Genomic DNA, 23,293 nt, shown 5'->3' with positions numbered 1-23,293 from the left:
ATCAGCGCTGACGGAGAGGGTTGTTCTCTTATTCTTGACTACTGGATGCAGTGCTCTCCCCTGCCGCTTCACTTTCGGCGGGCGCGGTCTCTGCCGGAGTGCTCTCGGCAGATGCAGCCTCAGCGTCCCCTTCCGCTACGCTCTCGGCGGCGGCACTGTCGGCAGCTTCACTGGAGGCCGCTTCGTTGACACCGCTCACGGTGGTGGTGCCGCTCATCTGCTGGGCAGTGCTCACGGCACGCTGGATCTGGGGATCGTTCTCCACAGTGTAATCATAGTATGCGGTCTGCTCGTCCGCAGTCAGGGGACGCTCCACATCCACGGTCAGGCCGGTGCCGTCAAAGCAGCTGCCGTCGCCGCAGACCAGCTTTGCCACGGTAACCACCACGGCACTGCCATCGGACAGGCGCTGGGGGCTGCTCTGGATGGTGCCCTTGCCCTGCGTGGTGGTGCCCACCAGACGGGCACCATTCAGGGTGCGCAGGCTGCTGGCAAAGAGCTCCGCAGCGCTGGCAGTGCTTCCGTTGACCAGGCAGACCACGGGCAGGCCGATCTGGGATTCGCTGGTGCTGGTGCCCAGCAGGGTCTGGGTGCCGTTCTTGTCCTCAGCAAAGGCCAGCGTGCCCTCCGGGGCGATCAGGTCGATGCACTGAATGGCATCGTCCAGCAGGCCGCCGCCGTTGTCGCGCAGATCAAACACCAGGCTGCCCGCGCCGCTGGCGCTCAGGCTGCGGATGGCGTAATCCAGCTCACTGGGGGTGGTGGAATCAAACTGGCGGATCCGGATGTAGCCCACATTGCCCTGCACCATCTGGTAATCCACGGTGGTGGAGCTGTAGCCGGAGTGGGTCAGGTCAGCGGTATGCTCGGCGGCCTCGCTGTCCAGCCAGGTCACATTGACGGTGGTGCCGCTCTCGCCGCGCAGGCGGGTCTGGATGGCATCCACACTGCTCATGCTCTTGACATCGGTGCCGTCCACGGCGGTGATGTAGTTGCCGACCTGAATGCCGGCCTCCTTGGCGGGGGATTCATCGTAGACCTTGATGACCTTGGCATAGCCGGACTGATCCACAGCCAGCTCCACGCCAATGCCGATTAGGGTGCCGTTCTGGGTGTTCATCAGCTCCGTATAGGCGGTGGCGCTGAAATAGCGGGCGTACTTGTCGCCGGTGCCCAGCAGGTAGCCAGCCGTCAGGCGGTCGTAGAGGGTGGTCTCATCGATGGGATAGTAATCGTTGCTGCGGACATAGCGGTCCACCTCAGCGATCTTGTTGTACATGCTTTCCTTTTCCTTCACGCTGGAAACGGTGCTGTCAAACAGGCGCATCGCCACCAGCATGGTAATGGAAAAGGTAACGGTCATGGCCAGGATGACGATGCTGACCGCCATGCCGACCGATATCTTACGGTTCATCTTCTTCCCTCCTCTGTCAGACCAGCAGCATCATAACCACGCTGCCCAGCATGGAAAGTGCAAAGATCCCTGCCAGGATCAGACAGCCCACGCGCAGGATGCGCTTGCGTTTTTCTTCCTTCATAAGCCCTGACGGCCTCCTTTGATACAATGCAGATTATTTCATGGGGATATAACCACGGGGGTTGACGGCATTGGCCTTGGAGCCGCCCTTCCAGACCTCCAGATGGAGGTGGTTGCCGGTAGAGTTGCCCGTGCTGCCCACATAACCGATGATCTCACCCTGCTGGACATACTTGCCCGCCGAGGTGGCGACCGACCGCATGTGGCCGTACAGGGTGCTGTACTGGTTGCCATCGGACATTTTGCCGTGGTAGATGATGACATAATTGCCGTAGCCGCCGCTGGACCAGCCCGCCACCTGCACATAACCGCTGGCGGCTGCATAGATGGGCGTGCCGCCCGGGGCGGCAAAGTCGGTACCGGCGTGGAGCTTGTTGACCCCCGTAACGGGGTTCTTGCGCCAGCCGTACTCACTGGAAATGCGGCTATAACTCTTGAGCGGGCAGATGAAGCCGGTAAAGCTCAGGGTGGGCTTGGAGGCAGCGGCCGCAGCGATCATCTTCTGGATCTGCTTCTTGACCGCCTCATAGTTCATCTCGTCCGATTCAATGGCGGCCTGCGCGTCCTTCTGGGCCTGCTGCGCCTCGGCAGCGCTCATCTGGGCGGCGGCCACGCTGGAGTTGAGCTCGTTCTGCTTGGCACGCATCTGGCTGTTCTGGGCATCCAGATCTGCCTTTTTGCTTTGCAGCTCGCTGCGCTGGGATTCCAGCGTCAGCTTATCGCTTTCCAGCGCTTCCTTGGCGTTCTTCATGTTGTCCAGGATCTCGGTGTCCTTGATGGAGATGTCCTGCATGACCTCGTTGAAGGTCAGCAGCTCATACAGGTCGTTCACCGCAGACAGCATGGCAACGCTGCCGCCGTCCCGCAGCTCCTGCATGGCGGCCATGTGCTGCTTGAAATCCCCCCACTGGTCGGCGATCTCCGCTTCTTTTTCGGTGATCTGCTGCTCCTTGACGGCGATCTCCTGTTCCTTCAGGCCGATGCTGTTCTGCACCTCGGCGATCTGGCCCTTCAGCACGCTGATCTGGCTCTGGACCACCGTGACCTTTTCCTTCAGCTCCGATTCCAGCGCCTTGGCGGCCTGCTCCTTCTTTTTTGCATTGGACAGTTCCTTTTTGTGCTGTACAATGGACTGAGAGAGCTTATCCAGCTTGTTCTGCAGGCTGGACATGCTGGTAGCCGCCGTGGCCGGGTAGACCGAAACGCTCAGCAGCAGGCAGGCCGCTGCCAGAAACAGGCTGGCGGCGCGCATGGCCCGGCTGTGCCCGGGGGCGGGTTTTGCGTGGGTGGGGGTATACATGAGGTGCAGGCGGAAGCCCGCAGAGTGTTTTGCTTGTTTCACAGAGAAGGCTCCTTTCGCTTACACATTCAGATGCTTGCGGATGGAGAACATGCTGCCCAGCGCACCCACCAGCGCACCACCGGCCAGACTGTACGTCAGGATGGTGGGCCAGACGGCATCCACAGGCACCATGGCGGTGCCCATGAGCAGCTGCCACAACCCGCCCAGCGTGCTGGAGGCCTGCACGATGTAGGCATAGCCGAAGATACCGGCTACCGAGGTGATGGCACCGGAGATCAGGCCCATGGTCAGGCCCTCCACAAAAAAGGGCAGGGTGACAAGGTGGTTGGTCGCGCCCACATACTTCATGATCTCGATCTCACGGCGGCGGGCAAAAACGCTCAGGCGGATGGTGCTGCCCACCGTGATGATGCTGACCGCCATCAGCACCAGGATCACGATCTGGCCCACCTTGGTCACGGCCCGCTGGACCTCCACAAAGGTCTGGGTCATCTCAATGGGGGCGGTCACGCTGTACACGCCCGGAATACTCTGGAAGTTCTGGCTCATGGCCTGCATCTGGCTCAGGTCTGCCAGAGAAACACGGTAGTTGGCCTTGAAGGGGTTATCATTCTCAAATTCGTCCAGCAGGACGGCGTAATCCGCCATGTACCCGCGGTACTGGTTGAGCACGTCCTCCTTGGACATGTACTGCACCCGGCTCACGCCCGGGGTGGCAGTGATGCGCTCCCCTACCGACTGGATGGTGGCATCGTCGGCTTCGGGGTCCACATAGACCACCATCTCGTTCTGCTGGCCCAGATAGTTCACCATGCTGTCCACATTGACTTCCGCCAGCGTGGCAAAGGTGTTCAGGGTCATACAGACGCTCAGGGAGGCAATGCAGGCAATGGTCATGGCCCAGTGCTTGCCCAGGTTGCGTACGCCGCGCACCACAAGGAAGCCGAACGTAGAAGGCTTCATCATACCAGCGACACCTCCATTTCCAGTTCCTTCGGGTCTACGGGCGGGTGGGGGATCATGGAGCCCGTGGGCACATCCGAGATGATGTGTCCGCCGGACAGGGTGACCACGCGGCGGTCAAAGTGACGGACCAGCTCGTGCTCATGGGTGACCACCAGCACAGTGATGCCCATCTCGCTGACACGCTCCAGCAGCTCCATCATCTCAAGGCTCAGCTCGGGGTCGATGTTGCCGGTGGGCTCGTCCGCAATCACCAGCTTGGGGGCGTGGGCCAGGGCGCGGGCCACAGCCACACGCTGCTGCTCACCGCCGGAGAGCAGGTCGGGGTAGACCTTTGCCTTGTCCTCCAGGTGGACAAGCTCCAGCATGTAATTCACGCGCTCTTTGATCTGCTTGTGCCCGATGTTGGTAACATGCATGGCAAAGGCAATGTTCTCGTAAACGGTCATGGTGGGGATAAGCCGGAAATCCTGAAAGATGATGCCCATCTGACGGCGCAGGTAGGGGATCTTGCGGCGGCGCAGGCGGGCAACATCCTGCCCGTTCACCAGCACGCGGCCCTCGGTGGGGGTCTCCTCGCGCAGGATCAGCTTGAGCAGGGTGGATTTGCCCGCGCCCGAGTGACCCAGCAGAAAAACAAACTCGCCGTCATCCACATGGAAGTTGACATCCTCCAGGGCAGGCTTTGCGTTGTGCTTGTACTGCTTTGAAACGTGTTCAAAATCTATCATGCATTTTTCGCTCCCAATAATTTTCTCCAAACCAAAAAGAACCGGCCAGCATCGGTTTCGAGCGGCCGGTTCTGCGCCGACGGCTTTGCGCCGCAAGCGTTTGCTTAATATTTGGCCGGGTTGTTGGACAGGTACTTCTTGACCATCAACGCCACCTTAAAGACGATGGCATCGTCGAACTCACACAGATCCAGACCGGTCAGTTTTTTGATCTTTTCCAGACGATACACCAGCGTGTTGCGGTGGACAAACAGGCCGCGGCTGGTCTCAGACACATTCAGGTTGTTCTCGAAGAAGCGCTGGATGGTGAACAGGGTCTCCTGATCCAGGCTCTCGATGCTGCCCTGCTTGAACACCTCGCGCAGGAACATCTCGCAGACAGTGGTGGGCAGCTGGTAGATCAGGCGGGCAATGCCAAGGTTGTCGTAGCGGATGATCTGTTTCTCGGTGTCGAACACCTTGCTGACCTCCATGGCGATCTGGGCTTCCTTGAAGGAGGTAGCCAGATCCTTCACATTGGAGATGGGGGTGCCGATGCCGACCACAGCCTTGATGTAATGCTCACCGGACAGGGTGTCCACGATGCTGGCAGCCAGCTTCTCCATATCGGTGCGGTCGATGCCCTTGCGGATCTCCTTGACCAGCACGGTGTCGGTCTCGCTGATGTTGAACACAAAGTCCTTCTGCTTGTCCGGGAACAGGCTGCTGACCACATCGTAAGCGGAGATGTCGCCGCCGGAGGTCACGCGCACAATAAACACCACACGGGAAACATCGGTGGCAAAGTGCAGCTCACGGGCCTTGGCGTAGATATCGCCGGGCAGGATGTTGTCCAGCACCACGTTCTTGATGAAGTTGGCTTTGTCGAACTTTTCATCGTGGTACTGCTTGATGCTCTGCAGGCTGATGGAGAGCAGGGCCGCAAACTGGCCCGCAGTCTCGTCCGCGCCTTCCACAAACACGGCATAGTCGTTATGCTTTGCGCTGGAGAACTGCTGATAGGTGTAGCCATCCCGCACAAAGCGGTCACCGGCCGTCAGGCGCTCTGCCATAAAGCCCTCGCGCACCTCTCCGATCAGGTTCAGCTCCGAGCAGGAGATCACAGCGCCGGTCTCATCCACCACACCGACCACACGATCGATGGCGTCTTTCATCTGGTAGATCACGCTCTGGAATACTCTATTGGCCATAAATGGATACCCCTTTTCCTCTTTTGTGCAAGCCGCAGGGGCGAGATTGTCGTTTTTAACAATTTCGCCGCTTTACATTATCTATTTTACACAAAAGAATTTACTTTTGCAACATATTTCACCAAAATATTTTTGACTTTCTTGGTGAAATTATCTTTCGGGGGTATTTTCAGGCCCAAAAAGCACTGTTTTGCGTGGTTCTTGTGAATATTTTACCGGCAAAATGTGATGTTTTTTTGAAAATCAGGTGAAAAGCAGTCAGGCTCCGGTGGTAATTGCTGTCACTTCCTCCGCAGAAAGCTCCCGCCACTGCCCCGGTGCAAGGGCCGGGTCCAGCGCAAGCCCGCCGATGGCATCCCGGTGCAGGGCGTTCACACCCGCGCCGTGCACACCGAACATCCGCTTGATCTGGTGGTACACCCCCTGCCTGAGCCTGACTTTCACGGTCAGGCCGTCCGGGGTCAGGGCTTCCACCTCTGCCGGGGAGAGGGCGGTGCCATCCGCCAGCGTCACGCCCTCGGCAAAGCCCCTGCGCATCTCCTCGGTCAGCGGTGTGTCAATGACCACCGTATAGGTCTTGGAGACATGGCGCTTCGGGGCAAGGATCTCGTGGGCGAAGCCGCCGTCATCCGTCAGCAGAACAAAGCCGGTGCTGGTCTTGTCCAGCCGGCCGGCCGGGAACAGCTCCCGCCGGGGGTAGGCATCCCCGATCAGATCCACTACGGTGGTATCCCGCTTGTCGGTGGAAGCGCTCACCACGCCCTCAGGCTTGTTGAGCATCAGGTAGACGAACTGCTGGTAAGCAAGCGGCGCACCGTCCACCGCCACGCTGTCCCCTTCCCTGAGCTGAATGTCCCCTTTTTTGCACACCGCGCCGTTCACCGTCACCCGTCCCCTGTTCAGCAGGGCCTTTGCCTCGCTCCGGGTGCATTGCGCCGTCTCGGCCAGATATTTGTCTAGTCGCATAGGTTCTCCTTTTCCGGTTATAGCAAAGCTGCGCCCTGCCCAAAGGCGGAGCGCAGCGATAGATTTTGCAGTTCAGTGGACCGGGAGTTTCTCCGAGGACCGTCCGCTGGGGTGGGACCCTGCTGCCGCAGGCAGTAGGGCGGGCGATGGAATGGCCCGAGCCGTGTCCGAGGAGAAAGCTACCGGGCCACACCCTTAAACGCTCAGAGAAGCGTGCTGTTCCACAGCATCGGGGTTGGCATCAAAGATGGGCTGGAGCACATTTGCAATGAACTCCTCCACCTGCTGGGGTGCACGGCCCACAAAGTTTTCGGGCACCAGACCGGCCACGATCTCCTCCTTGGTCAGGCCAAAGGCGGGGTCGGCTGCAACGCGGTCCACCATATCGTTGGGCAGGCCCTCTTCCTTGACCTGCTTGCCAGCGGCAATGGCGTGCTGGCGCAGGCGCTCGTGGAGCTCCTGACGGTTGCCGCCCTTTTCCACAGCCTGCATCATAATGTTCTCGCTGGCCATGAAGGGCAGCTCTGCCATCAGGCGGCTGCGCACCACTTTGGGGTAGACCACGATGCCGTCGGTGACATTGAGCATGATGTTCAGGATGGCATCGGCAGCCAGGAAGCCCTCGGCCATGGCAACGCGCTTGTTGGCGCTGTCGTCCAGAGTGCGCTCAAACCACTGGGTGCCGGTGGTGAAGCTGGGGTTCAGCACATCCACCATCAGGTAGCGGCTCAGGGCGCAGATACGCTCACACCGCATGGGGTTGCGCTTGTAAGGCATGGCGGAGGAACCGATCTGGTTCTTCTCAAAAGGTTCTTCCATCTCCTTGAAGTTGGCCAGCAGGCGCAGGTCGGTGGCAAACTTCATGCAGCTCTGGGCAATGCCTGCCAGAGCGTTCAGGATAAAGGCATCCACCTTGCGGCTGTAGGTCTGGCCGGACACGGGGATCACCGCATCCGGAGCAAAGCCCATCTCCCTGGCAATGGAAGCATCCACAGCGCGGATCTTATCTGCATCGCCCTTGAACAGCTCCATAAAGGAAGCCTGGGTGCCGGTGGTGCCCTTGACACCGCGCAGCTGCAGGGTGGCAAGGCGGTGGTCGATCTCGGCAAGATCCATCACCAGCTCGTTGGCCCACAGGGTAGCGCGCTTGCCCACGGTGGTGGGCTGTGCAGGCTGGCAGTGGGTATAGGCCATGCAGGGCATGTCCTTGTACTCCTCAGCAAAGCGGGAGAGCTTTGCCAGCACACCGATCAGCTTTTTGCGAATGAGCTCCAGGCCCTGCCGCATCACGATGATATCGGTGTTATCACCCACATAGCAGCTGGTGGCACCCAGATGGATGATGCCTGCTGCCTTGGGGCACTGCTGGCCGTAGGCGTAAACGTGGCTCATCACATCATGGCGCACCAGCTTCTCGCGCGCAATGGCGACCTCGTAGTTGATGTCGTCCACATGGGCTTCCAGCTCGGCCACCATTTCGGGGGTGATATTGGTCAGGCCCTGCTCCATCTCGGCCCGGGCCAGCGCCACCCACAGGCGGCGCCAGGTGCGGAACTTGTTGTCATCCGAGAAGATGTACTGCATCTCGTCGGAAGAATAACGGGTAGAGAAGGGGCTGATATAACGATCATGCTGTGACATTGGTTGTTTCCTCCTGAAAGTAACTCCCCCAGCCGCCTTCCGGCGACAGCCCCCTCGAAGAGGGAGGTGGCATCGCGTCAGCGATGACGGAAGGAGTTTTTCTCTATTCTACCATCAAACCTTGAAATAGTCTACGCCGCCCTCAAAGATCGGCTGATATTTATCGCCGGTGACGTTCTTGTACAGGTACTCGCCGCTGCGCTCCGAGTGGCCCATCTTGCCGAACACGCGGCCGTCCGGGCTGGTGATGCCCTCAATGGCCAGCAGAGAGCCGTTGGGGTTGTAGCGCTGATCCATGGTGGGCTCGCCCTCCAGATCAACATACTGGGTAGCGATCTGGCCGTTGGCAACCAGCTGATCCAGCACGTTCTGGGGTGCCACAAAGCGGCCCTCGCCGTGGCTGATGGCGATCTCGTACTCGCTGCCTGCATCGCAGTGGGACAGCCAGGGGCTGCCGGTGGATGCAACGCGGGTGCGCACCAGCATGCTCTGGTGGCGGCCGATGGTGTTGAAGGTCAGGGTCGGGTCATAGGCCGTGATGGGGCGGATATCGCCGTAGGGCACCAGACCCAGCTTGATCAGGGCCTGGAAGCCGTTGCAGATGCCCAGCATCAGGCCGTCGCGGTGCTGCAGCAGGTCGCGGACCGCCTCGGTGACCGCAGGGCTGCGGAAGAAGGAGGCGATGAACTTGGCACTGCCGTCCGGCTCGTCGCCACCGGAGAAGCCGCCGGGCAGCATCACGATCTGGCTCTCGCCAATGGCCTTGACCAGTGCCTCGCAGCTGGCGGTAACGTCCGCCGGGGTCAGGTTGCGGATGACCAGGATCTCAGGGTCAGCACCGGCGCGGGCAAAGGCCTTGGCGGTGTCGTACTCACAGTTGGTACCGGGGAACACGGGGATGATCACCTTGGGCTTTGCCACACCGATCTTGGGGGCAGCAGGGGCGTTCAGCCTGCCGTTGATCTTTTCCACAGTGGGGCCTGCCTTGCGGTAGGGGTACACAGGCTCCAGCTTGCTTTCCCAGATCTCCTGCAGCTCTGCCATATCCAGCGTCTCACCGCAGCTTTCAAAGGTATACTCCCTGGTGGTCTCGCCCAGCAGCTCGCCTGCGGGGGAATCAGAGACCATTTCCAGCACGATGGAGCCGTACATGGGCTCGAACATCCGGTGGGTGGGCATATCAGCGCGCATCTTGAAGCCGATGCGGTTGCCCAGGCCCATCTTGAACAGGGCCTCGGCAATGCCGCCGTAGCCCACGGCGCAGGCAGATGCCACCATGCCCTCTTCGATCATCTGCTCCACGATCTTGTAGTTTGCCTTCAGGGAGAAGAAGTTGGGGCAGCCGGTCTCGGGGTCCAGAATGGGCCGGATGAGGACAACAGTGCTCTCGGGCTTCTTGAACTCGGTGGAGACCACCTTGCTGGCCTTGCCGATGGCAGTGGCAAAGGAGACCAGCGTGGGGGGCACATCCAGCTGTTCGAAGGAGCCGGACATGCTGTCCTTGCCGCCGATGGAGGCAATGCCCAGACCCATCTGGGCATCCAGAGCACCCAGCAGAGCGGCCAGCGGCTTGCCCCAGCGCTCGGGCTTGGTGCCCAGGCGCTCAAAGTACTCCTGGAAGGTCAGGTAGGCATCCTCATAGCGGAAGCCGGAGGCCACCAGTTTGGTGACACTGTCCACCACGGCCATCCGTGCGCCGACATACTGGTTGGCGCTCATCAGGTAGGGGTTGTAGCCCCAGGCCATGCCGGAGCAGGTGTTGGTCTCGCCATCCACGGGCAGCTTTGCCACCATGGCGTTCTGGGGAGTCAGCTGGTGAGCACCGCCAAAGGGCATCAGGACGGTGGCGGCACCAATGGTGCTGTCGAACCGCTCAGAAAGGCCCTTCTTGCTGCAGATGTTCAGGTCGCCCACCATGTTCTTCATCTTCTGGCTGAAGGTGATGCCGGCCCACTGGGGCTGCCAGACGGTACCCTGCTCCACATGGACGTTCTGGTGCTTCTCCGCACCGTTGGAGTTCAGGAACTCACGGCTGATGTTGACGATGGACACGCCGTTCCACACCATGTTCAGGCGCTTTTCCTCGGTGACCTTTGCCACGGGGGTAGCCTCAAGGTTCTCCTCGGTGGCAATGGCGATGAACTTGTCCACATCCTCGGGGGCAAGGGCCACAGCCATGCGCTCCTGGCTCTCGCTGATGGCCAGCTCGGTGCCGTCCAGGCCGTCATACTTCTTGGTGACCTTGTTCAGGTCGATATACAGGCCGTCGGCCAGCTCGCCGATGGCAACGGAAACACCGCCCGCACCAAAGTCGTTGCAGCGCTTGATCATCTTGCAGGCATCCTCACGGCGGAACAGGCGCTGGAGCTTCCGCTCGATGGGCGCATTGCCCTTCTGCACCTCGGCACCGCAGTGGTCCAGGCTGCCAAGATTGTGGGCCTTGGAGGAGCCGGTGGCACCGCCGATGCCGTCGCGGCCGGTGCGGCCGCCCAGCAGGACGATGACATCCCCGGGGGCGGGGCACTCGCGGCGGACATGGGAAGCGGGGGTCGCACCCACCACAGCGCCGATCTCCATCCGCTTTGCCACATAGCCGGGGTGGTAGATCTCATCCACCTGGCCGGTGGCAAGGCCGATCTGGTTGCCGTAGGAGGAGTAACCGGCAGCGGCAGTGGTCACCAGCTTGCGCTGGGGCAGCTTGCCGGGCAGGGTCTCGCTGACAGGCTTGAGCGGGTCGCCTGCGCCGGTCACACGCATGGCCTGATAGACATAGCTGCGGCCGGACAGCGGGTCGCGGATGGCACCGCCGATGCAGGTGGCCGCACCGCCGAAGGGCTCGATCTCGGTGGGGTGGTTGTGGGTCTCATTCTTAAAGAGGAAGAGCCAGTCCTCATCCTTGCCGTTCACATCACACTTGATCTTGACGGTGCAGGCGTTGATCTCCTCGGATTCGTCCAGATTCTTGAGGATGCCCTGCTTCTTCAGCTCCTTGGCACCGATGGTGGCAAGATCCATCATGCAGCGGGGCTTCTCCTCACGGCCCAGGTCGGCGCGCATGGCCATGTAGCGGTCAAACGCTGCCTGCACCACGGCATCGTCGATCTGGACATCATCCAGAATGGTGCCAAAGGTGGTGTGGCGGCAGTGATCGGACCAGTAGGTGTCGATCATCTTGATCTCGGTGATGGTGGGGTCGCGGTGCTCAGAGCGGAAGTACTCCTGGCAGAACTTGATATCGCCCAGATCCATGGCCAGGCCCTTTTCGTCGATGAACTTCTTCAGGCCCTCTTCGTCCAGCTCGTTGAAGCCCTCCAGCGTGGCCACAGCGGTGGGCACGGGATACTCCATCTTCAGGGTAGCTTTGGTCTCCAGCGAAGCCTCGCGGGCCTCCACCGGGTTGATAACGTACTTCTTGATCTCCGCCACCTGCTCCTCGGTCAGGGAACCCTCCAGCAGGTAGACACGGGCAGAGCGAACCAGCGGGCGCTCGCCCTGGCTGATGAGCTGGATGCACTCGGCGGCAGAATCGGCGCGCTGGTCGAACTGGCCGGGCAGGTACTCCACAGCAAAGGAAATGCCCTCGAATTCAGGCAGCTCCGCATAGGTGTTATCCACCGGCGGCTCACTGAACACGGTGGCAGCGCACTGGTTGAACAGTGCCTCGTCGATGCCTTCCACATCATAGCGGTTCAGCAGGCGCAGGCCGCTCAGGGACTGGATGCCCAGCAGGCTCACCAGTTCATTTTTCAGGCCCTGGGCTTCCACATCAAAGCCGGGCTTCTTTTCCACATAAATACGATAAACCATGGGTGAATCCCCCTCTTTTTTATTGTTCAGCGATTGCTTTCAGCGCTCTCATACCAATATCCGTGCGCTTGTGCAGCTTTTCAAAGCTGATCTTCTCAGCGGCGGCGTATGCCTGCGTGATGGCGGCGGTCAGGCGGGGCGCAGCTGCAGTCACGCCCAGCACGCGGCCGCCGTTGGTGACCAGCGTGCCGTCCTCACGCAGTGCCGTGCCGGAGTGGTAGACTGTGATGTTGCTCTCCCCTTCCAGCTGGCCGTTGGTCAGGCCGGAAATGGGCTTGCCTTTTTCATAGGACACCGGGTAGCCGCCGGAGGCCAGAATGACACAGCAGGCCGCGCCCTCGGAGAATTTGACCTCGGTATCGGCCAGCGTGCCCTCGGTGCAGGCAGCCATGATCTTCAGCAGGTCACTCTCCAGCAGAGGCAGCACCACCTGGGTCTCGGGATCGCCGAAGCGGCAGTTGTACTCGATGACCTTGGGGCCGTCCGGGGTGAGCATCAGGCCGAAGTACAGGCAGCCCTTGAAGGGGCAGCCCTCGGCGTTCATGGCCTGAATGGTGGGCAGGAAGATCTTTTCCATGCACTCGGCAGCAATGGCCGGGGTGTAGTAGGGGTTGGGGGCCACGGTGCCCATGCCTCCGGTGTTCAGGCCGGTGTCGTGGTCGTTGGCACGCTTGTGATCCATGCTGGACACCATGGGCTTGACCACCTTGCCGTCGGTAAAGCTCAGCACACTGACCTCGGGGCCGGTGAGGAACTCTTCCACCACCACATGGTTGCCGGAAGCGCCGAACTTTTTGTCCAGCATGATCTCCTTCACGCCGTCGGCGGCCTGTTCCTCGTTCTCGCAGATCAACACGCCCTTGCCCAGTGCCAGTCCGTCGGCCTTGATGACCACGGGGTATTTGCCCTTTGCCTTGATGTAATCCATGACCTTGGCGGGGTCATCAAAGGTGGCATAATCTGCAGTGGGGATGCCGTATTTCTTCATCAGGTCCTTAGAGAACACCTTGGAGGCCTCGATGCGGGCAGCGGCCTTGTTCGGGCCAAAGGCAGGGATGCCCACCTTTGCCAGCGCGTCCACCATGCCCAGCGCCAGCGGGTCATCCTGCGCCACGACCACATAATCAAACTTTTCCTCAGCGGCAAAGGCCACCATGGTCTCTACGTCCGTAGCCTTGATGTTCTTGCATTTGGCATCGTAGCTGATGCCGCCGTTGCCCGGAGCGCACCAGATCTCGCCGCAGTCCGGGCTCTTCTTCAGTGCCTTGATGATGGCGTGCTCGCGGCCGCCGCCGCCGACCACTAAGATTTTTTTAGCCATTTTAACATCTCCTAAAATATTCGTTTCTGCTTCTCTGTCAGCGTCCTCACCCTCTCAGGCGCTTCGCGCCAGCTCTCCCAAAGGGAGAGCCAAGACTGGCACTAACACCAGCAGCTACTAACGGGATGCTGCCAAAGGCTCCCCCTTTGGGGGAGCTGGCAAAGCCGACAGGCTTTGACTGAGAGGGCGAACCAGTTTTCCTTTTAGTGATGGAACAGCCGGATGCCGCAGAACGCCATGGCGATGCCGTACTTATTGCAGGTGTCAATGACCTGCTGGTCGCGGATAGAGCCGCCGGGCTGGACAATGGCGGTCACGCCGGAGCGGCGGGCACGCTCGATGTTGTCGCCAAAGGGGAAGAAGGCATCGGAACCCAGGCAGACACCGGTAACGTGGCTTAGGTACTCTTTCTTTTCCTCCGCGGTCAGGGGTGCGGGCTGCTCGGTGAAGGTCTCGGCCCAGACATCGTCGCCGATGACATCCTCGGGGGTGTCACCGATATACACATCAATGGCATTGTCGCGGTTGGGCTTGGCAATATCGTCACGGAAGGGCAGGTTCAGCACCTTGTCCATGTGGCGCAGCTGCCAGTTGTCGGCCTTCTGGCCCGCCAGACGGGTGCAGTGGATGCGGCTCTGCTGGCCGGCACCCACGCCGATGGTCTGGCCGCCTGCGGTGTAGCAGACACTGTTGGACTGGGTGTATTTCAGGGTAATGAGGGCAATGATCAGGTCCCGCTTCTGCTCCTCGGTCACGCTCTTGTTCTCGGTGACCCAGTTGGTCAGCATAGTGTCGGCGTTGATGGTCAGCTCGTTGCGGCCCTGCTCAAAGGTGATGCCGTACACCTGCTTGTGCTCCACAGGTGCGGGCTTGTAGTCGGGGTCAATGGCCACCACATTGTAGTTGCCCTTTTTCTTACCGGCCAGAATGGTCAGAGCCTCCGGCTCATAACCGGGGGCAATGATGCCGTCAGAGACCTCATGCTGGATGAGCTTTGCGGTGGGCACATCGCAGACATCGGAGAGGGCGATCCAGTCGCCAAAGGAGGACATACGGTCAGCACCGCGGGCACGGGCGTAAGCGCAGGCCAGCGGAGAGAGCTCAAAGTCCGGGGCAATGTGGTACATCCTGCGCTCCACATCGGTCAGGGGCAGGCCCAGGGCGGCACCCGCCGGGGACACATGCTTGAAGGAAGCGGCAGCAGGCAGACCGCAGGCCGCCTTCAGCTCCTTGACCAGCTGGATGGAGTTGAGGGCATCCAGAAAATTGATGTAGCCGGGCTTGCCGTTCAGCACAGTCACGGGCAGGTCGGAGCCATCTTCCATATAGATGCGGCTGGGCTTCTGGTTGGGGTTGCAGCCGTACTTCAGTGCGAGTTCGTTCATTGATGCATCCTCCTTAAGTCTTCGTTATTCCGCTTCGGCATCGAGCTTTGCCAGCAGCTCCAGCTCCTCGGGCAGCAGTTCAGGCTCCTCGGGGTCGTCCAGATCGCTGTTGACAGCATCGTATTTGTTGAAGATCATATCGCCGGTCTCGCCGCTGTCCAGATCAATGACGCGGGCAAACAGGCTGACCTTGTTGTCGGGGTTCAGGTTCTGCCACAGGCCATGGGCAAAATCGCCGATGGTGCGGGGGCAGGCAAAGCGCAGGGGCTCGCCCTCAAAGCTGGGGATGGGGTTTCCGTTGTGCTTGTAGGTGCTGATGAAATGGCCCTCACCGGCCACAGGCTGGGGGTAATCAAAGAAATAGCGCTGGACGCTGTCGCCGTTGCCGTCGGCAGATTTCAGAATGCTCATCTGGTAACTGCCATCAGCGTACACCACAGCGGAGATGCGGGGGGTGTAGTTGGGGCCGTCCGGCTCAAAGGTGCGGGTGCGCAGGGCATCGGCAAAGCTCTTGCCCTGACTCATCAGGTCAAAAATGGTGTCGGTCTGGTCGCCGTTGGTCACGATGTGGGTCTTGCCCAGGGTCAGCACGGGGTTATAGATGATGAGGCTGGGGTCCTCCAGCTTGTCGGGGTCTGCAGCCATGGTGCAGATGCCGCCGCGCTCGGGCACGGGGTCGAACACGCGGTTGCGGCTGTTCTCACTGCGGCCCATGATAAAGTAGCCGATGAACATCTGACGGCCATCGGGGGCCATTGCCACTGCAATGCCGCGGCCGGGGTACTCGTTGGAGGCCAGATAATCGTTCAGGTTGATCTTTTCCATTGTTGTTCTCCTTTACGGATAACGACCTCGCCCTCTCCGTCAGCGCTGACGCGCTGCCACCTCCCCCAAAGTGGGAGGCTTTGGCAGTCCACACAAAGTTCATGGTTTTGCCAAGGGCTCTCCCTTTGGGAGAGCTGGACGCGAAGCGGCCTGAGAGGGCGAGCCAGTTTATTTTTTTACTCGATCTCGCCGCTGCACACCATGGCAACTGCCTTGGGCAGCAGCTTCCACTCGGCCTGTTCCATCACCCGCTTCTGCAGCACCTCGGGGGTGTCGCCGGGCAGGATCTCCACCGCCTTTTGCAGTAGGATGGGGCCGCCGTCGCACTCCTCGTTGACAAAGTGGACGGTGGCACCGGTTACCTTGCAGCCCCGGGCCAGAGCAGCCTGATGGGGGCGCAGGCCGTACATGCCGGGCCCGCAGAAGGAAGGGATGAGCGCCGGGTGAACATTCAGGATGCGGCGGGGATAGGCTTCAATGACACTGGGGCCCAGCACGGAAAGGAACCCGGCCAGCACCACCAGATCGATGTTGTGGCTTTTCAGCGTTTCCAGCAGGGCCACGTCAAAGGCCTCACTGTTCTCGTAATCCTTGCGGCGGACCACAACGCCCTCTACACCGGCCTTTGCGGCCCGCTCCAGCGCGTAGACACCGGGCTTGGAGGCCACGACCAGCGTGATCTTACCGTTGGGGTTCTCGCCCCGGGCTTCGCTGTCCAGCAGGGCCTGCAGATTGGTGCCGCCGCCAGAAACCAACACAGCTACATTCAGCACAGTTCCACACCGTCCCCTTCAGCGATGACACCCAGCTTGTAAGCCTCGGGCTCGCCGTTGGCGTGGAGGATCTCCAGCGCCTTGTCGGCCTGTGCGGCAGGAACGGTGAGCACCATGCCAACGCCCATGTTGAAGGTGTTGAACATGTCGTGCTCGGAGATGCCGCCTACCTTCTGCATCAGGTGGAACAGCGCCGGGGTGCGGACATCCTCCTTCTTGATGCGGGCGCAGCAGCCCTTCTTCAGGCTGCGGGGGATATTCTCGTAGAAGCCGCCGCCGGTGATGTGGGAGATGCCCTTGACATCCACCTCTTCCAGCACCTTCAGCACCGGCTTGACGTAGATCTTGGTGGGAGCCAGCAGGGCATCGCCCAGGGTCTTGCCGCCCAGCTCGGCGGGGGTGGTGTGCAGAACATCGGGATCGTTGTCAATATCAAAGATCTTGCGCACCAGCGAGAAACCGTTGGAATGAACACCGGTGGAGGGCAGAGCGAGGATGACATCGCCAGCCTGCATGGTCTCGTTGCTCAGGATCTTTTCCTTGTCCACAACGCCCACAGTGAAACCGGCCAGATCATACTCATCCTCCGGCATCATGCCCGGGTGCTCGGCAGTCTCACCGCCCACCAGAGAGCAATCAGCCTGCACGCAGCCCTCGGCCACGCCCTTGACGATCTCGGCGATCTTTTCAGGGATGTTGCGGCCGCAGGCGATGTAATCCAGGAACACCAGCGGCTTTGCACCGGCGCAGATCACATCGTTAACGCACATGGCAACGCAGTCGATGCCAATGGTGTCGTGCTTGTCCATGATCATGGCGATCTTCAGCTTGGTGCCCACGCCGTCCGTGCCGGAGATCAGAACAGGGTGCTTGTAGCCGGTGCAGTCCAGCTCAAACAGGCCGCCAAAGCCGCCCAGACCACCAATGCAGTGTTCGTTCATGGTGCGGGCAACATACTGCTTCATCAGTTCAACGGAGCGGTAACCGGCGGTGATATCCACACCGGCAGCTGCGTAACTCTCAGAATAGCTCTTTTCCATCTTCTTACTCTCCTAACTTTTTCTCGTTTTTGGGACGGTCGTTCAGGTGGCGTTCATGGATATCGGTGGAAAGCACCTCTTCCGGCTTCACGGCATACTCGCCGGTAAAGCAGGCGGTGCAGAAACCGCATTTTGCGTTCTTGGCCAGCTGCACCACATGCTCGGTGGACAGGTAGCCCAGGGTGTCGGCCCCGATGATCTCATTGATCTGCTCCACATTGCGGCCCGTGGCCACCAGCAGCTTCTGGTCGGGGATGTCGGTGCCGAAGTAGCAGGGGTATTTGAACGGGGGGGCCGAGACCCGGAAGTGGACTTCCTTTGCACCGGCATCCCGCAGCAGCTTGATGATGCGGGCGGAGGTGGTGCCGCGCACGATGGAGTCATCCACCAGCACGACCCGCTTGCCCTTGACGGTGCTGGACACCACGTTCAGCTTGATGCGCACGCTGTTTTCGCGCTGCTTCTGGCTGCCCTGGATAAAGGTGCGGCCGATGTATTTATTCTTGATGAAGCCGATGCCGTAGGGGATGCCGCTCTCCTGCGAGTAGCCGAGCGCCGCATCCAGACCGGAATCCGGCACGCCGATGACCACATCAGCCTCCACGGGGTGCTCCTGTGCCAGGAACCGGCCTGCCTGCTTGCGGGCCTCGTGCACCGAGCTGCCCTCGATGATGCTGTCCGGGCGGGAGAAATAGATGAACTCGAACACGCACATCTGGGTGTCCGGGCGGCCGCAGTGATCCTTGATGCTCCGCAGCTCACCGGTCTTGGTGTCGGCAATGACGATCTCGCCGGGCTCCACGTCCCGCAGCAGGGTCGCGCCCGCAGCATCCAGCGCACAGCTCTCGCTGGCAAAGACGTAGCCGCCGCCGGGCAGGGTGCCGATGCACAGGGGGCGGTAGCCCCGGGGGTCCCGGACTGCAATGAGCTTGGTGGCGGACATGATCACCAGACTGTATGCACCCTCCAGCACATCCATCGTCTTGCTGATGGCGGTCTCAATGCTGCCCATCCGCAGGCGGTTGCGGGTGATGAGGTAGCAGATGACCTCGGTATCGGAGGAGCCGTGGAAGATGGCACCCTCGTTCTCCAGCTGACGGCGCAGCTCCAGGGCATTGGTCAGGTTGCCGTTGTGGCAGAGGGCCATGGTGCCCCGGCCATGCCGGACGATCATGGGCTGGGCGTTGGCCCGCACCCGGCTGCCGGCCGTGGCATAGCGGACATGGCCCGTTGCCATGTGGGCCGTGGGGGTGGAAAGACTGCCCAGCACGGCAGGGGTGAACACCTCGTTCACCAGGCCGAGGTCGCGGTGGCCCTGGATGACACCGTCATCGTTGACCGCAATGCCGCAGCTCTCCTGCCCGCGGTGCTGCAGCGCATACAGGGCAGAATAGGCGGCAGCGGCCACATCCTCAGTGCCCGCCCGGTCGTAAATGCCAAAAACGCCGCATTCCTCGTGCAGCGGATATGCAAAATCAGACATTGGTTCTCCTTACAACTCTTTCAGTTCGTTCTGCAGCTTTTCTTCCTTAGCTGCGATCTGCTGTGCCATGCTCACCCGCTCGGCCTCCAGCTTCCCGGCCAGTGTGTCATCGCTCAGGGCCAGGATCTCGGCGGCCAGCCAGGCGGCATTCTTGGCCCCGTTCAGGGCCACGGTAGCCACCGGGATGCCGCTGGGCATCTGGACCGTGGCCAGCAGCGCGTCCAGACCGTCCATCGCGCCGCCCTTCATCGGGATACCGATGACAGGCAGGGTGGTGTTGGCGGCAAAGGCACCGGCCAGATGGGCCGCCATACCAGCCGCGCACAGGATCACACCAAAGCCGTTGGCCCGGGCATTTTTGGCAAAATCCGCGGCCTCGGCAGGGGTGCGGTGGGCCGAAAGGATGTGTGCCTCAAAGGGGATGTCCAGCGCCTTCAGCTGGGCACAGGCCCCCTTTACCACCGGCCAATCACTGTCCGAGCCCATGATCACTGCAACTTTCCGAATCATATCCGAACCTCTCTTTCTCCGTCTGCAAAACAAAAAAAAGCTGTGGTACACCTGCACCACGGCCTTTATTTCTGCGTATGCTCTCCCAGCGCTTTGCACAAAGCTGCACGATGCCCCTGAACAGCACGAATGGTGTTCTGTTCTGTGAAGCCCGACAGCATCTTCATCTTTGAAGTTCCCCTTTTGCTCTGCGCTTTTTCAGGCGGCACCCGGCATCCGCCGGGGTACCGTCCCTGTACTACATACAGTTTACGGCAAAAATTCCACTTTGCAAAGGCCCTTGGGGCAATTTCTCCCTTGTGTTCTCCCGCGTCAAAAAACTTTCAAAAGTTTTGTGCAGTTTCGACACCGTATTTCTTTTTAAGTATGACTTTTTTAGAAAATATAATAAAGTAGGTTTTATCTCACTGAGCAGGCCCCGCTCTGTACAGTCTCTCCGTCATTGCGTTGGCAGTAAGGGCATTTTACCTTAGAAGATGATCTTCGCTGTTGCTGCCCTTGCTGCCCGGATGAGGTCGGCGGGTGCGCAGCACACCTGCGTACCAATGCGGCCGCCGGAGACATAGACCTTTTCTTGAGCCAGCACGCTTTCATCAAACACGGTGGTGTACTGCTTTTTCATACCCACCGGGCTGCAGCCGCCGCGCACATAGCCGGTGACCTTATTGATATCGGCCACATGGATCATGGCTACGCTTTTTTCGCCCACGCTGCGGGCAGCGGCCTTCAGGTCAAGCTCTGCCGCCACCGGAATGACGAACACAAAGTAGTTTTTGCTGCTGCCCTGGGTCACCAGCGTCTTATATACGCAGGCCGGGTCCTCCCCCATGCTGGCGGCCACGGTCACACCGTCCACCGCCACGCCCTCCTCGTGGGCATATTCGTGGGCTGTATAGGGCACCTTGGCCCGTTCCAGGATGCGCATGGCATTCGTTTTTGCTTCTTTTCCCATTGATGATCGCTCCTTGTAAACTCCTTGCCCTCTCAGGCTGCCCCTATTCTACCACTTTCTTTCCTAAATTTCAAAATTTCTCTTGACTTCAGTTCCCTGAAGTGTTATCATAGGCCCATGCTTCAGGAAACTGAACTTCACGAAAATAAATCACGGCAATGGAGCCGGTCTCCTGTGCCGTTTGTGTGAGAAGGATAAGGAGACGACCACCATGATCATTGTACTGAAACAGGATGCCCCCGACGCACAGGTCCGCGAGTTCTGCCACGAGCTGCAGGATATGGGGCTGCAGATCAACGACTCCAAGGGCAGCGACACCCACATTCTGGGCCTGATCGGCGACACCAAGGCCATTGCCGAGAGCTGGGTGCTGGCCAACCCCGTGGTCGAGACCTGCCGCCGCGTGTCTGAGCCTTACAAGAAGGCCAACCGCAAGTTCCACCCCGACGACAGCGTGATCGATGTCAACGGCGTGAAGATCGGCGGCGGCAGCTTTGCCGTCATCGCAGGCCCCTGCAGCATCGAGAGCGAGGAGCAGATCACCTACTGCGCCCAGCGCGTTAAGGATGCAGGCGCTTCCCTGCTGCGCGGCGGCGCATTCAAGCCCCGCACCTCCCCCTACTCCTTCCAGGGAATGCGGAGCGAGGGTCTGGACCTGCTCAAGCTGGCCCGCCGCGCCACCGGCTCCCCCATCGTCACCGAGATCATGAACACCGAGCATCTGCCCCTGTTCGAGAATGTAGACCTCATCCAGGTGGGTGCCCGCAATATGCAGAACTTTGAGCTGCTCAAGGCCGTGGGCCGCCAGAAAAAGCCCGTGCTGCTCAAGCGCGGCCTGGCCAACACGCTGGAAGAATTTGTGATGAGCGCCGAGTACATCATGGCCGAGGGCAACGAGAACGTTATCCTCTGCGAGCGCGGCATCCGCACCTTTGAGACCAGTATGCGTAACACCCTGGACCTGGCCGGTGTGGTCATGCTCCACAAAATGACCCACCTGCCCGTGGTGGTGGACCCCAGCCACGCCTGCGGCCACGCCTGGATGGTGCCCCAGCTGGCCAAGGCCGCTGTGGCCGCCGGTGCCGACGGCCTGATGATCGAGGTGCACAACAACCCCGCCAAGGCCAAGTGCGATGGTGCCCAGAGCCTGACCCCCGACCAGTTCGATGAGCTGATGGGCTTTATCACCAAAGAAGTCGAGTTCTTTGGCAAGAAGATGAACTGAGAATGGAACGACCCTCTCGGCACGCGGCAGCGTGACTGAGGGGGTTGTTTTCTTTTGTCATCAAATATGGTATACTATGGTGTATTTTGAATTCACCCTTGAAACGAGGTATTTCTATGAAAGCTCACATTGCACGCAACCAGAATGCCGGCATCCCGCTGGCGCTGGGCTGGAACCTTTCTGCCGCCGACCGGGGCATTCTGGAGGGGATGGCCCCCGCTTTCGGGATGAAGCTGCTGCTGGTCTCCCCCGCCGATGCAGGCAGGACCGTGGCCCAGCTGCTGGGCGAGGTGGAAGTCAAAACCACCCGCACTCTGGTGCTGGAGCCGGGTGCTTATCCCCCGGCGCTGGTGCTGGCCAACTTCAAGGATAAGGATGTGGACACCCTGCTCGACCTGATGAAGCAGGCACAGGTAAACATCCCCCTCAAGGCCGTTGTGACCCCCACCAGCAAGAGCTGGGTGTTCGGTGACCTGCTGGCACATCTGCAGGAAGAGCACACCGCCTTTACCGCCGCAAAGGAGACCGCCAAAGCATGATGACCAAGCGTATTTTTTCTGCCCTGCTGGCGGCTGCGCTCAGCCTGAGCCTGCTGGCTGGCTGCGGCAGCACCTCCGGCTCCACCGCCTCCAGCGCCGCCGATGGCCCGCAGCGCTACTCCACCGTATTCTATGATGTGTTCGACACCGTGACGCAGGTCATCGCCTACTGCGACAGCGAGGAAGAGTTCACCGCCCAGATGGACGCACTCCACGCCGACCTTGTGGAGTACAACCAGCTCTATGATATTTATAATGATTACGATGGCGTGACCAACATCAAGACCATCAACGACAATGCGGGCACTGCCCCGGTGACGGTGGATGACAAGATCCTCGGGATGCTGGAGCTGGCCCAGACCATGTACGACACCACCGGCGGCAAGCTGAACATTGCGCTGGGCAGTGTGCTGAACATCTGGCACAACTACCGCGAGGCTGCACTGGCCGATGACAACGACAGCAACAACCAGCTGCCCACGCAGGAAGAGTTGGATGCCGCCGCACAGCACTGCGATATCGCCAACCTCATCATTGATGAAGATGCCAAAACGGTCTATCTGGCCGATCCGGCCATGTCGCTGGACGTGGGCAGCGTGGGCAAGGGCTACGCCGTGGAGCAGGCCGCACAGGCCACCGAAGCCCGGGGCCTGACCAGTGCCCTCATCAGCGTGGGCGGCAACCTGCGGGCCATCGGCACCAAGCCGGACGGCTCCCAGTGGGTAGGCGGCGTGGAAAACCCGTGGAACTCCTCCGAGGTCTACACCAACGGCAGCTCCACCGTGGCCGCAGTCAAGATGAGTGACCTCTCCCTTGTGACCAGCGGCGACTACCAGCGCTACTACGTTGTGGACGGTGTGCGCTACCACCACCTCATCGACCCGGCCACCCTCTGGCCCGCCGCCTACTTTGACGGCGTGAGCGTGCTGGCTCCGGACTCCGGTGTGGCCGACTGCCTGACCACCGGCCTGTTCTGCCTGCCTCTGGAAGAGGGCAAGCAGCTCGTGGAATCGCTGGACGGCGTGGAAGCTCTCTGGTGCACCACCGATGGCGAAGTGGTCACCTCCAGCGGGTGGAGCGAGCATACGAATTAAATAAGGAA

The 23,293-nt window shown here is 60.4% G+C and carries 19 protein-coding genes; 3 read left to right on the top strand and 16 right to left on the bottom strand.

Translation table 11 applies throughout. The features are described from left to right. Positions 1-28: 28 nt before the first annotated feature. The 16 genes from ACKXGA_RS00245 to ybaK all read right to left on the bottom strand — a co-directional run bounded on the left by ACKXGA_RS00245 (position 29) and on the right by ybaK (position 20,427). Positions 29-1,414 carry a S41 family peptidase gene (locus ACKXGA_RS00245; protein ID WP_423729807.1) on the bottom strand — a complete coding sequence of 462 codons (1,386 nt, stop codon included), beginning with the start codon at positions 1,412-1,414 and terminating at the stop codon, positions 29-31. Positions 1,415-1,571: 157 nt separating this feature from the next. Next, positions 1,572-2,879: a murein hydrolase activator EnvC family protein gene (locus ACKXGA_RS00240; RefSeq protein ID WP_117535065.1), complete on the bottom strand. Its 1,308-nt coding sequence runs from the start codon at positions 2,877-2,879 to the stop codon at positions 1,572-1,574. An 18-nt stretch (positions 2,880-2,897) separates the two neighbouring features. Continuing rightward, positions 2,898-3,806, bottom strand: coding sequence for a cell division protein FtsX (locus tag ACKXGA_RS00235; protein ID WP_005932223.1), 909 nt, complete (start codon positions 3,804-3,806; stop codon positions 2,898-2,900). Continuing rightward, entirely contained in the window at positions 3,803-4,534 is a 732-nt protein-coding gene (gene ftsE, locus ACKXGA_RS00230) for a cell division ATP-binding protein FtsE (RefSeq protein ID WP_082210781.1), read from the bottom strand. The genes ACKXGA_RS00235 and ftsE overlap by 4 nt, the downstream gene beginning before the upstream one ends. A 104-nt stretch (positions 4,535-4,638) precedes the next feature. After that, complete coding sequence (locus ACKXGA_RS00225) at positions 4,639-5,724, bottom strand: PucR family transcriptional regulator (protein WP_423729806.1); 1,086 nt, start codon at positions 5,722-5,724, stop codon at positions 4,639-4,641. Positions 5,725-5,982: 258 nt separating this feature from the next. Then, positions 5,983-6,690, bottom strand: coding sequence for a pseudouridine synthase (locus ACKXGA_RS00220; RefSeq protein WP_423729805.1), 708 nt, complete (start codon positions 6,688-6,690; stop codon positions 5,983-5,985). A 195-nt stretch (positions 6,691-6,885) separates the two neighbouring features. Beyond that, the gene (gene purB / locus ACKXGA_RS00215; RefSeq protein WP_156075500.1) at positions 6,886-8,331 is read right to left on the bottom strand and encodes an adenylosuccinate lyase; all 1,446 of its coding nucleotides are present in this window, start codon (positions 8,329-8,331) and stop codon (positions 6,886-6,888) included. 114 nt (positions 8,332-8,445) lie between these two features. Continuing rightward, complete coding sequence (locus ACKXGA_RS00210; RefSeq protein ID WP_423729804.1) at positions 8,446-12,138, bottom strand: phosphoribosylformylglycinamidine synthase; 3,693 nt, start codon at positions 12,136-12,138, stop codon at positions 8,446-8,448. A gap of 19 nt (positions 12,139-12,157) precedes the next feature. Continuing rightward, the gene (gene purD, locus ACKXGA_RS00205) at positions 12,158-13,459 is read right to left on the bottom strand and encodes a phosphoribosylamine--glycine ligase (protein ID WP_423729803.1); all 1,302 of its coding nucleotides are present in this window, start codon (positions 13,457-13,459) and stop codon (positions 12,158-12,160) included. A gap of 203 nt (positions 13,460-13,662) precedes the next feature. Continuing rightward, positions 13,663-14,844, bottom strand: coding sequence for a phosphoribosylaminoimidazolecarboxamide formyltransferase (locus ACKXGA_RS00200; protein ID WP_117477307.1), 1,182 nt, complete (start codon positions 14,842-14,844; stop codon positions 13,663-13,665). Positions 14,845-14,868: 24 nt separating this feature from the next. Then, positions 14,869-15,669 carry an IMP cyclohydrolase gene (locus ACKXGA_RS00195; protein ID WP_035393990.1) on the bottom strand — a complete coding sequence of 267 codons (801 nt, stop codon included), beginning with the start codon at positions 15,667-15,669 and terminating at the stop codon, positions 14,869-14,871. A gap of 176 nt (positions 15,670-15,845) precedes the next feature. After that, positions 15,846-16,442: a phosphoribosylglycinamide formyltransferase gene (purN, locus tag ACKXGA_RS00190; protein WP_423729802.1), complete on the bottom strand. Its 597-nt coding sequence runs from the start codon at positions 16,440-16,442 to the stop codon at positions 15,846-15,848. Further along, a complete protein-coding gene (gene purM / locus ACKXGA_RS00185; RefSeq protein WP_117505235.1) occupies positions 16,436-17,482 on the bottom strand; it encodes a phosphoribosylformylglycinamidine cyclo-ligase in 1,047 nt (348 codons plus the stop codon). Before purM ends, purN begins: the two co-directional genes overlap by 7 nt. A 4-nt stretch (positions 17,483-17,486) precedes the next feature. Continuing rightward, positions 17,487-18,965 (bottom strand): amidophosphoribosyltransferase, encoded by a 1,479-nt coding sequence (gene purF, locus ACKXGA_RS00180; protein WP_097772396.1) that lies wholly within the window; start codon positions 18,963-18,965, stop codon positions 17,487-17,489. A 9-nt stretch (positions 18,966-18,974) separates the two neighbouring features. Beyond that, on the bottom strand, positions 18,975-19,475 hold the full coding sequence (gene purE / locus ACKXGA_RS00175) for a 5-(carboxyamino)imidazole ribonucleotide mutase (protein ID WP_005932189.1): 501 nt from the start codon (positions 19,473-19,475) through the stop codon (positions 18,975-18,977). A gap of 469 nt (positions 19,476-19,944) precedes the next feature. Next, positions 19,945-20,427: a Cys-tRNA(Pro) deacylase gene (gene ybaK / locus ACKXGA_RS00170; RefSeq protein ID WP_005932182.1), complete on the bottom strand. Its 483-nt coding sequence runs from the start codon at positions 20,425-20,427 to the stop codon at positions 19,945-19,947. 211 nt (positions 20,428-20,638) lie between these two features. Here ybaK and aroF point away from each other — a divergent pair, with 211 nt between their 5' ends. From aroF to ACKXGA_RS00155, 3 genes are all read left to right on the top strand, one after another. Further along, positions 20,639-21,652: a 3-deoxy-7-phosphoheptulonate synthase gene (gene aroF, locus ACKXGA_RS00165; protein WP_156066304.1), complete on the top strand. Its 1,014-nt coding sequence runs from the start codon at positions 20,639-20,641 to the stop codon at positions 21,650-21,652. 116 nt (positions 21,653-21,768) lie between these two features. Continuing rightward, positions 21,769-22,191, top strand: a complete 423-nt coding sequence (locus ACKXGA_RS00160) for a DUF3783 domain-containing protein (protein WP_097772399.1) — start codon at positions 21,769-21,771, stop codon at positions 22,189-22,191. Next, on the top strand, positions 22,188-23,285 hold the full coding sequence (locus ACKXGA_RS00155) for an FAD:protein FMN transferase (protein ID WP_423729801.1): 1,098 nt from the start codon (positions 22,188-22,190) through the stop codon (positions 23,283-23,285). The genes ACKXGA_RS00160 and ACKXGA_RS00155 overlap by 4 nt, the downstream gene beginning before the upstream one ends. Positions 23,286-23,293 lie beyond the last annotated feature (8 nt).

The organism is Faecalibacterium hominis (ex Afrizal et al. 2022) (assembly GCF_049545105.1).
In the GTDB taxonomy this organism is placed as follows: Bacteria; Bacillota; Clostridia; order Oscillospirales; family Ruminococcaceae; genus Faecalibacterium; species Faecalibacterium duncaniae.
This window is presented reverse-complemented; position numbering and strand designations above follow the sequence as displayed.

What these genes read in the sequence shown, in the direction of transcription:
- purD (WP_423729803.1), bottom strand. Translation starts at nt 13,459, where the DNA reads ATGGCTAAAAAAATCTTAGTGGTCGGCGGCGGCGGCCGCGAGCACGCC.
- ACKXGA_RS00245 (WP_423729807.1), bottom strand. Translation starts at nt 1,414, where the DNA reads ATGAACCGTAAGATATCGGTCGGCATGGCGGTCAGCATCGTCATCCTG.
- ACKXGA_RS00210 (WP_423729804.1), bottom strand. Translation starts at nt 12,138, where the DNA reads ATGGTTTATCGTATTTATGTGGAAAAGAAGCCCGGCTTTGATGTGGAA.
- aroF (WP_156066304.1), top strand. Translation starts at nt 20,639, where the DNA reads ATGATCATTGTACTGAAACAGGATGCCCCCGACGCACAGGTCCGCGAG.
- ybaK (WP_005932182.1), bottom strand. Translation starts at nt 20,427, where the DNA reads ATGGGAAAAGAAGCAAAAACGAATGCCATGCGCATCCTGGAACGGGCC.
- purE (WP_005932189.1), bottom strand. Translation starts at nt 19,475, where the DNA reads ATGATTCGGAAAGTTGCAGTGATCATGGGCTCGGACAGTGATTGGCCG.
- ftsE (WP_082210781.1), bottom strand. Translation starts at nt 4,534, where the DNA reads ATGATAGATTTTGAACACGTTTCAAAGCAGTACAAGCACAACGCAAAG.
- purB (WP_156075500.1), bottom strand. Translation starts at nt 8,331, where the DNA reads ATGTCACAGCATGATCGTTATATCAGCCCCTTCTCTACCCGTTATTCT.
- purM (WP_117505235.1), bottom strand. Translation starts at nt 17,482, where the DNA reads ATGGAAAAGAGCTATTCTGAGAGTTACGCAGCTGCCGGTGTGGATATC.
- purF (WP_097772396.1), bottom strand. Translation starts at nt 18,965, where the DNA reads ATGTCTGATTTTGCATATCCGCTGCACGAGGAATGCGGCGTTTTTGGC.
- ACKXGA_RS00155 (WP_423729801.1), top strand. Translation starts at nt 22,188, where the DNA reads ATGATGACCAAGCGTATTTTTTCTGCCCTGCTGGCGGCTGCGCTCAGC.
- ACKXGA_RS00195 (WP_035393990.1), bottom strand. Translation starts at nt 15,669, where the DNA reads ATGGAAAAGATCAACCTGAACGATTATCTGGCCTCCAACGAGTACCCC.
- ACKXGA_RS00235 (WP_005932223.1), bottom strand. Translation starts at nt 3,806, where the DNA reads ATGATGAAGCCTTCTACGTTCGGCTTCCTTGTGGTGCGCGGCGTACGC.
- ACKXGA_RS00200 (WP_117477307.1), bottom strand. Translation starts at nt 14,844, where the DNA reads ATGAACGAACTCGCACTGAAGTACGGCTGCAACCCCAACCAGAAGCCC.
- ACKXGA_RS00160 (WP_097772399.1), top strand. Translation starts at nt 21,769, where the DNA reads ATGAAAGCTCACATTGCACGCAACCAGAATGCCGGCATCCCGCTGGCG.
- ACKXGA_RS00220 (WP_423729805.1), bottom strand. Translation starts at nt 6,690, where the DNA reads ATGCGACTAGACAAATATCTGGCCGAGACGGCGCAATGCACCCGGAGC.
- ACKXGA_RS00225 (WP_423729806.1), bottom strand. Translation starts at nt 5,724, where the DNA reads ATGGCCAATAGAGTATTCCAGAGCGTGATCTACCAGATGAAAGACGCC.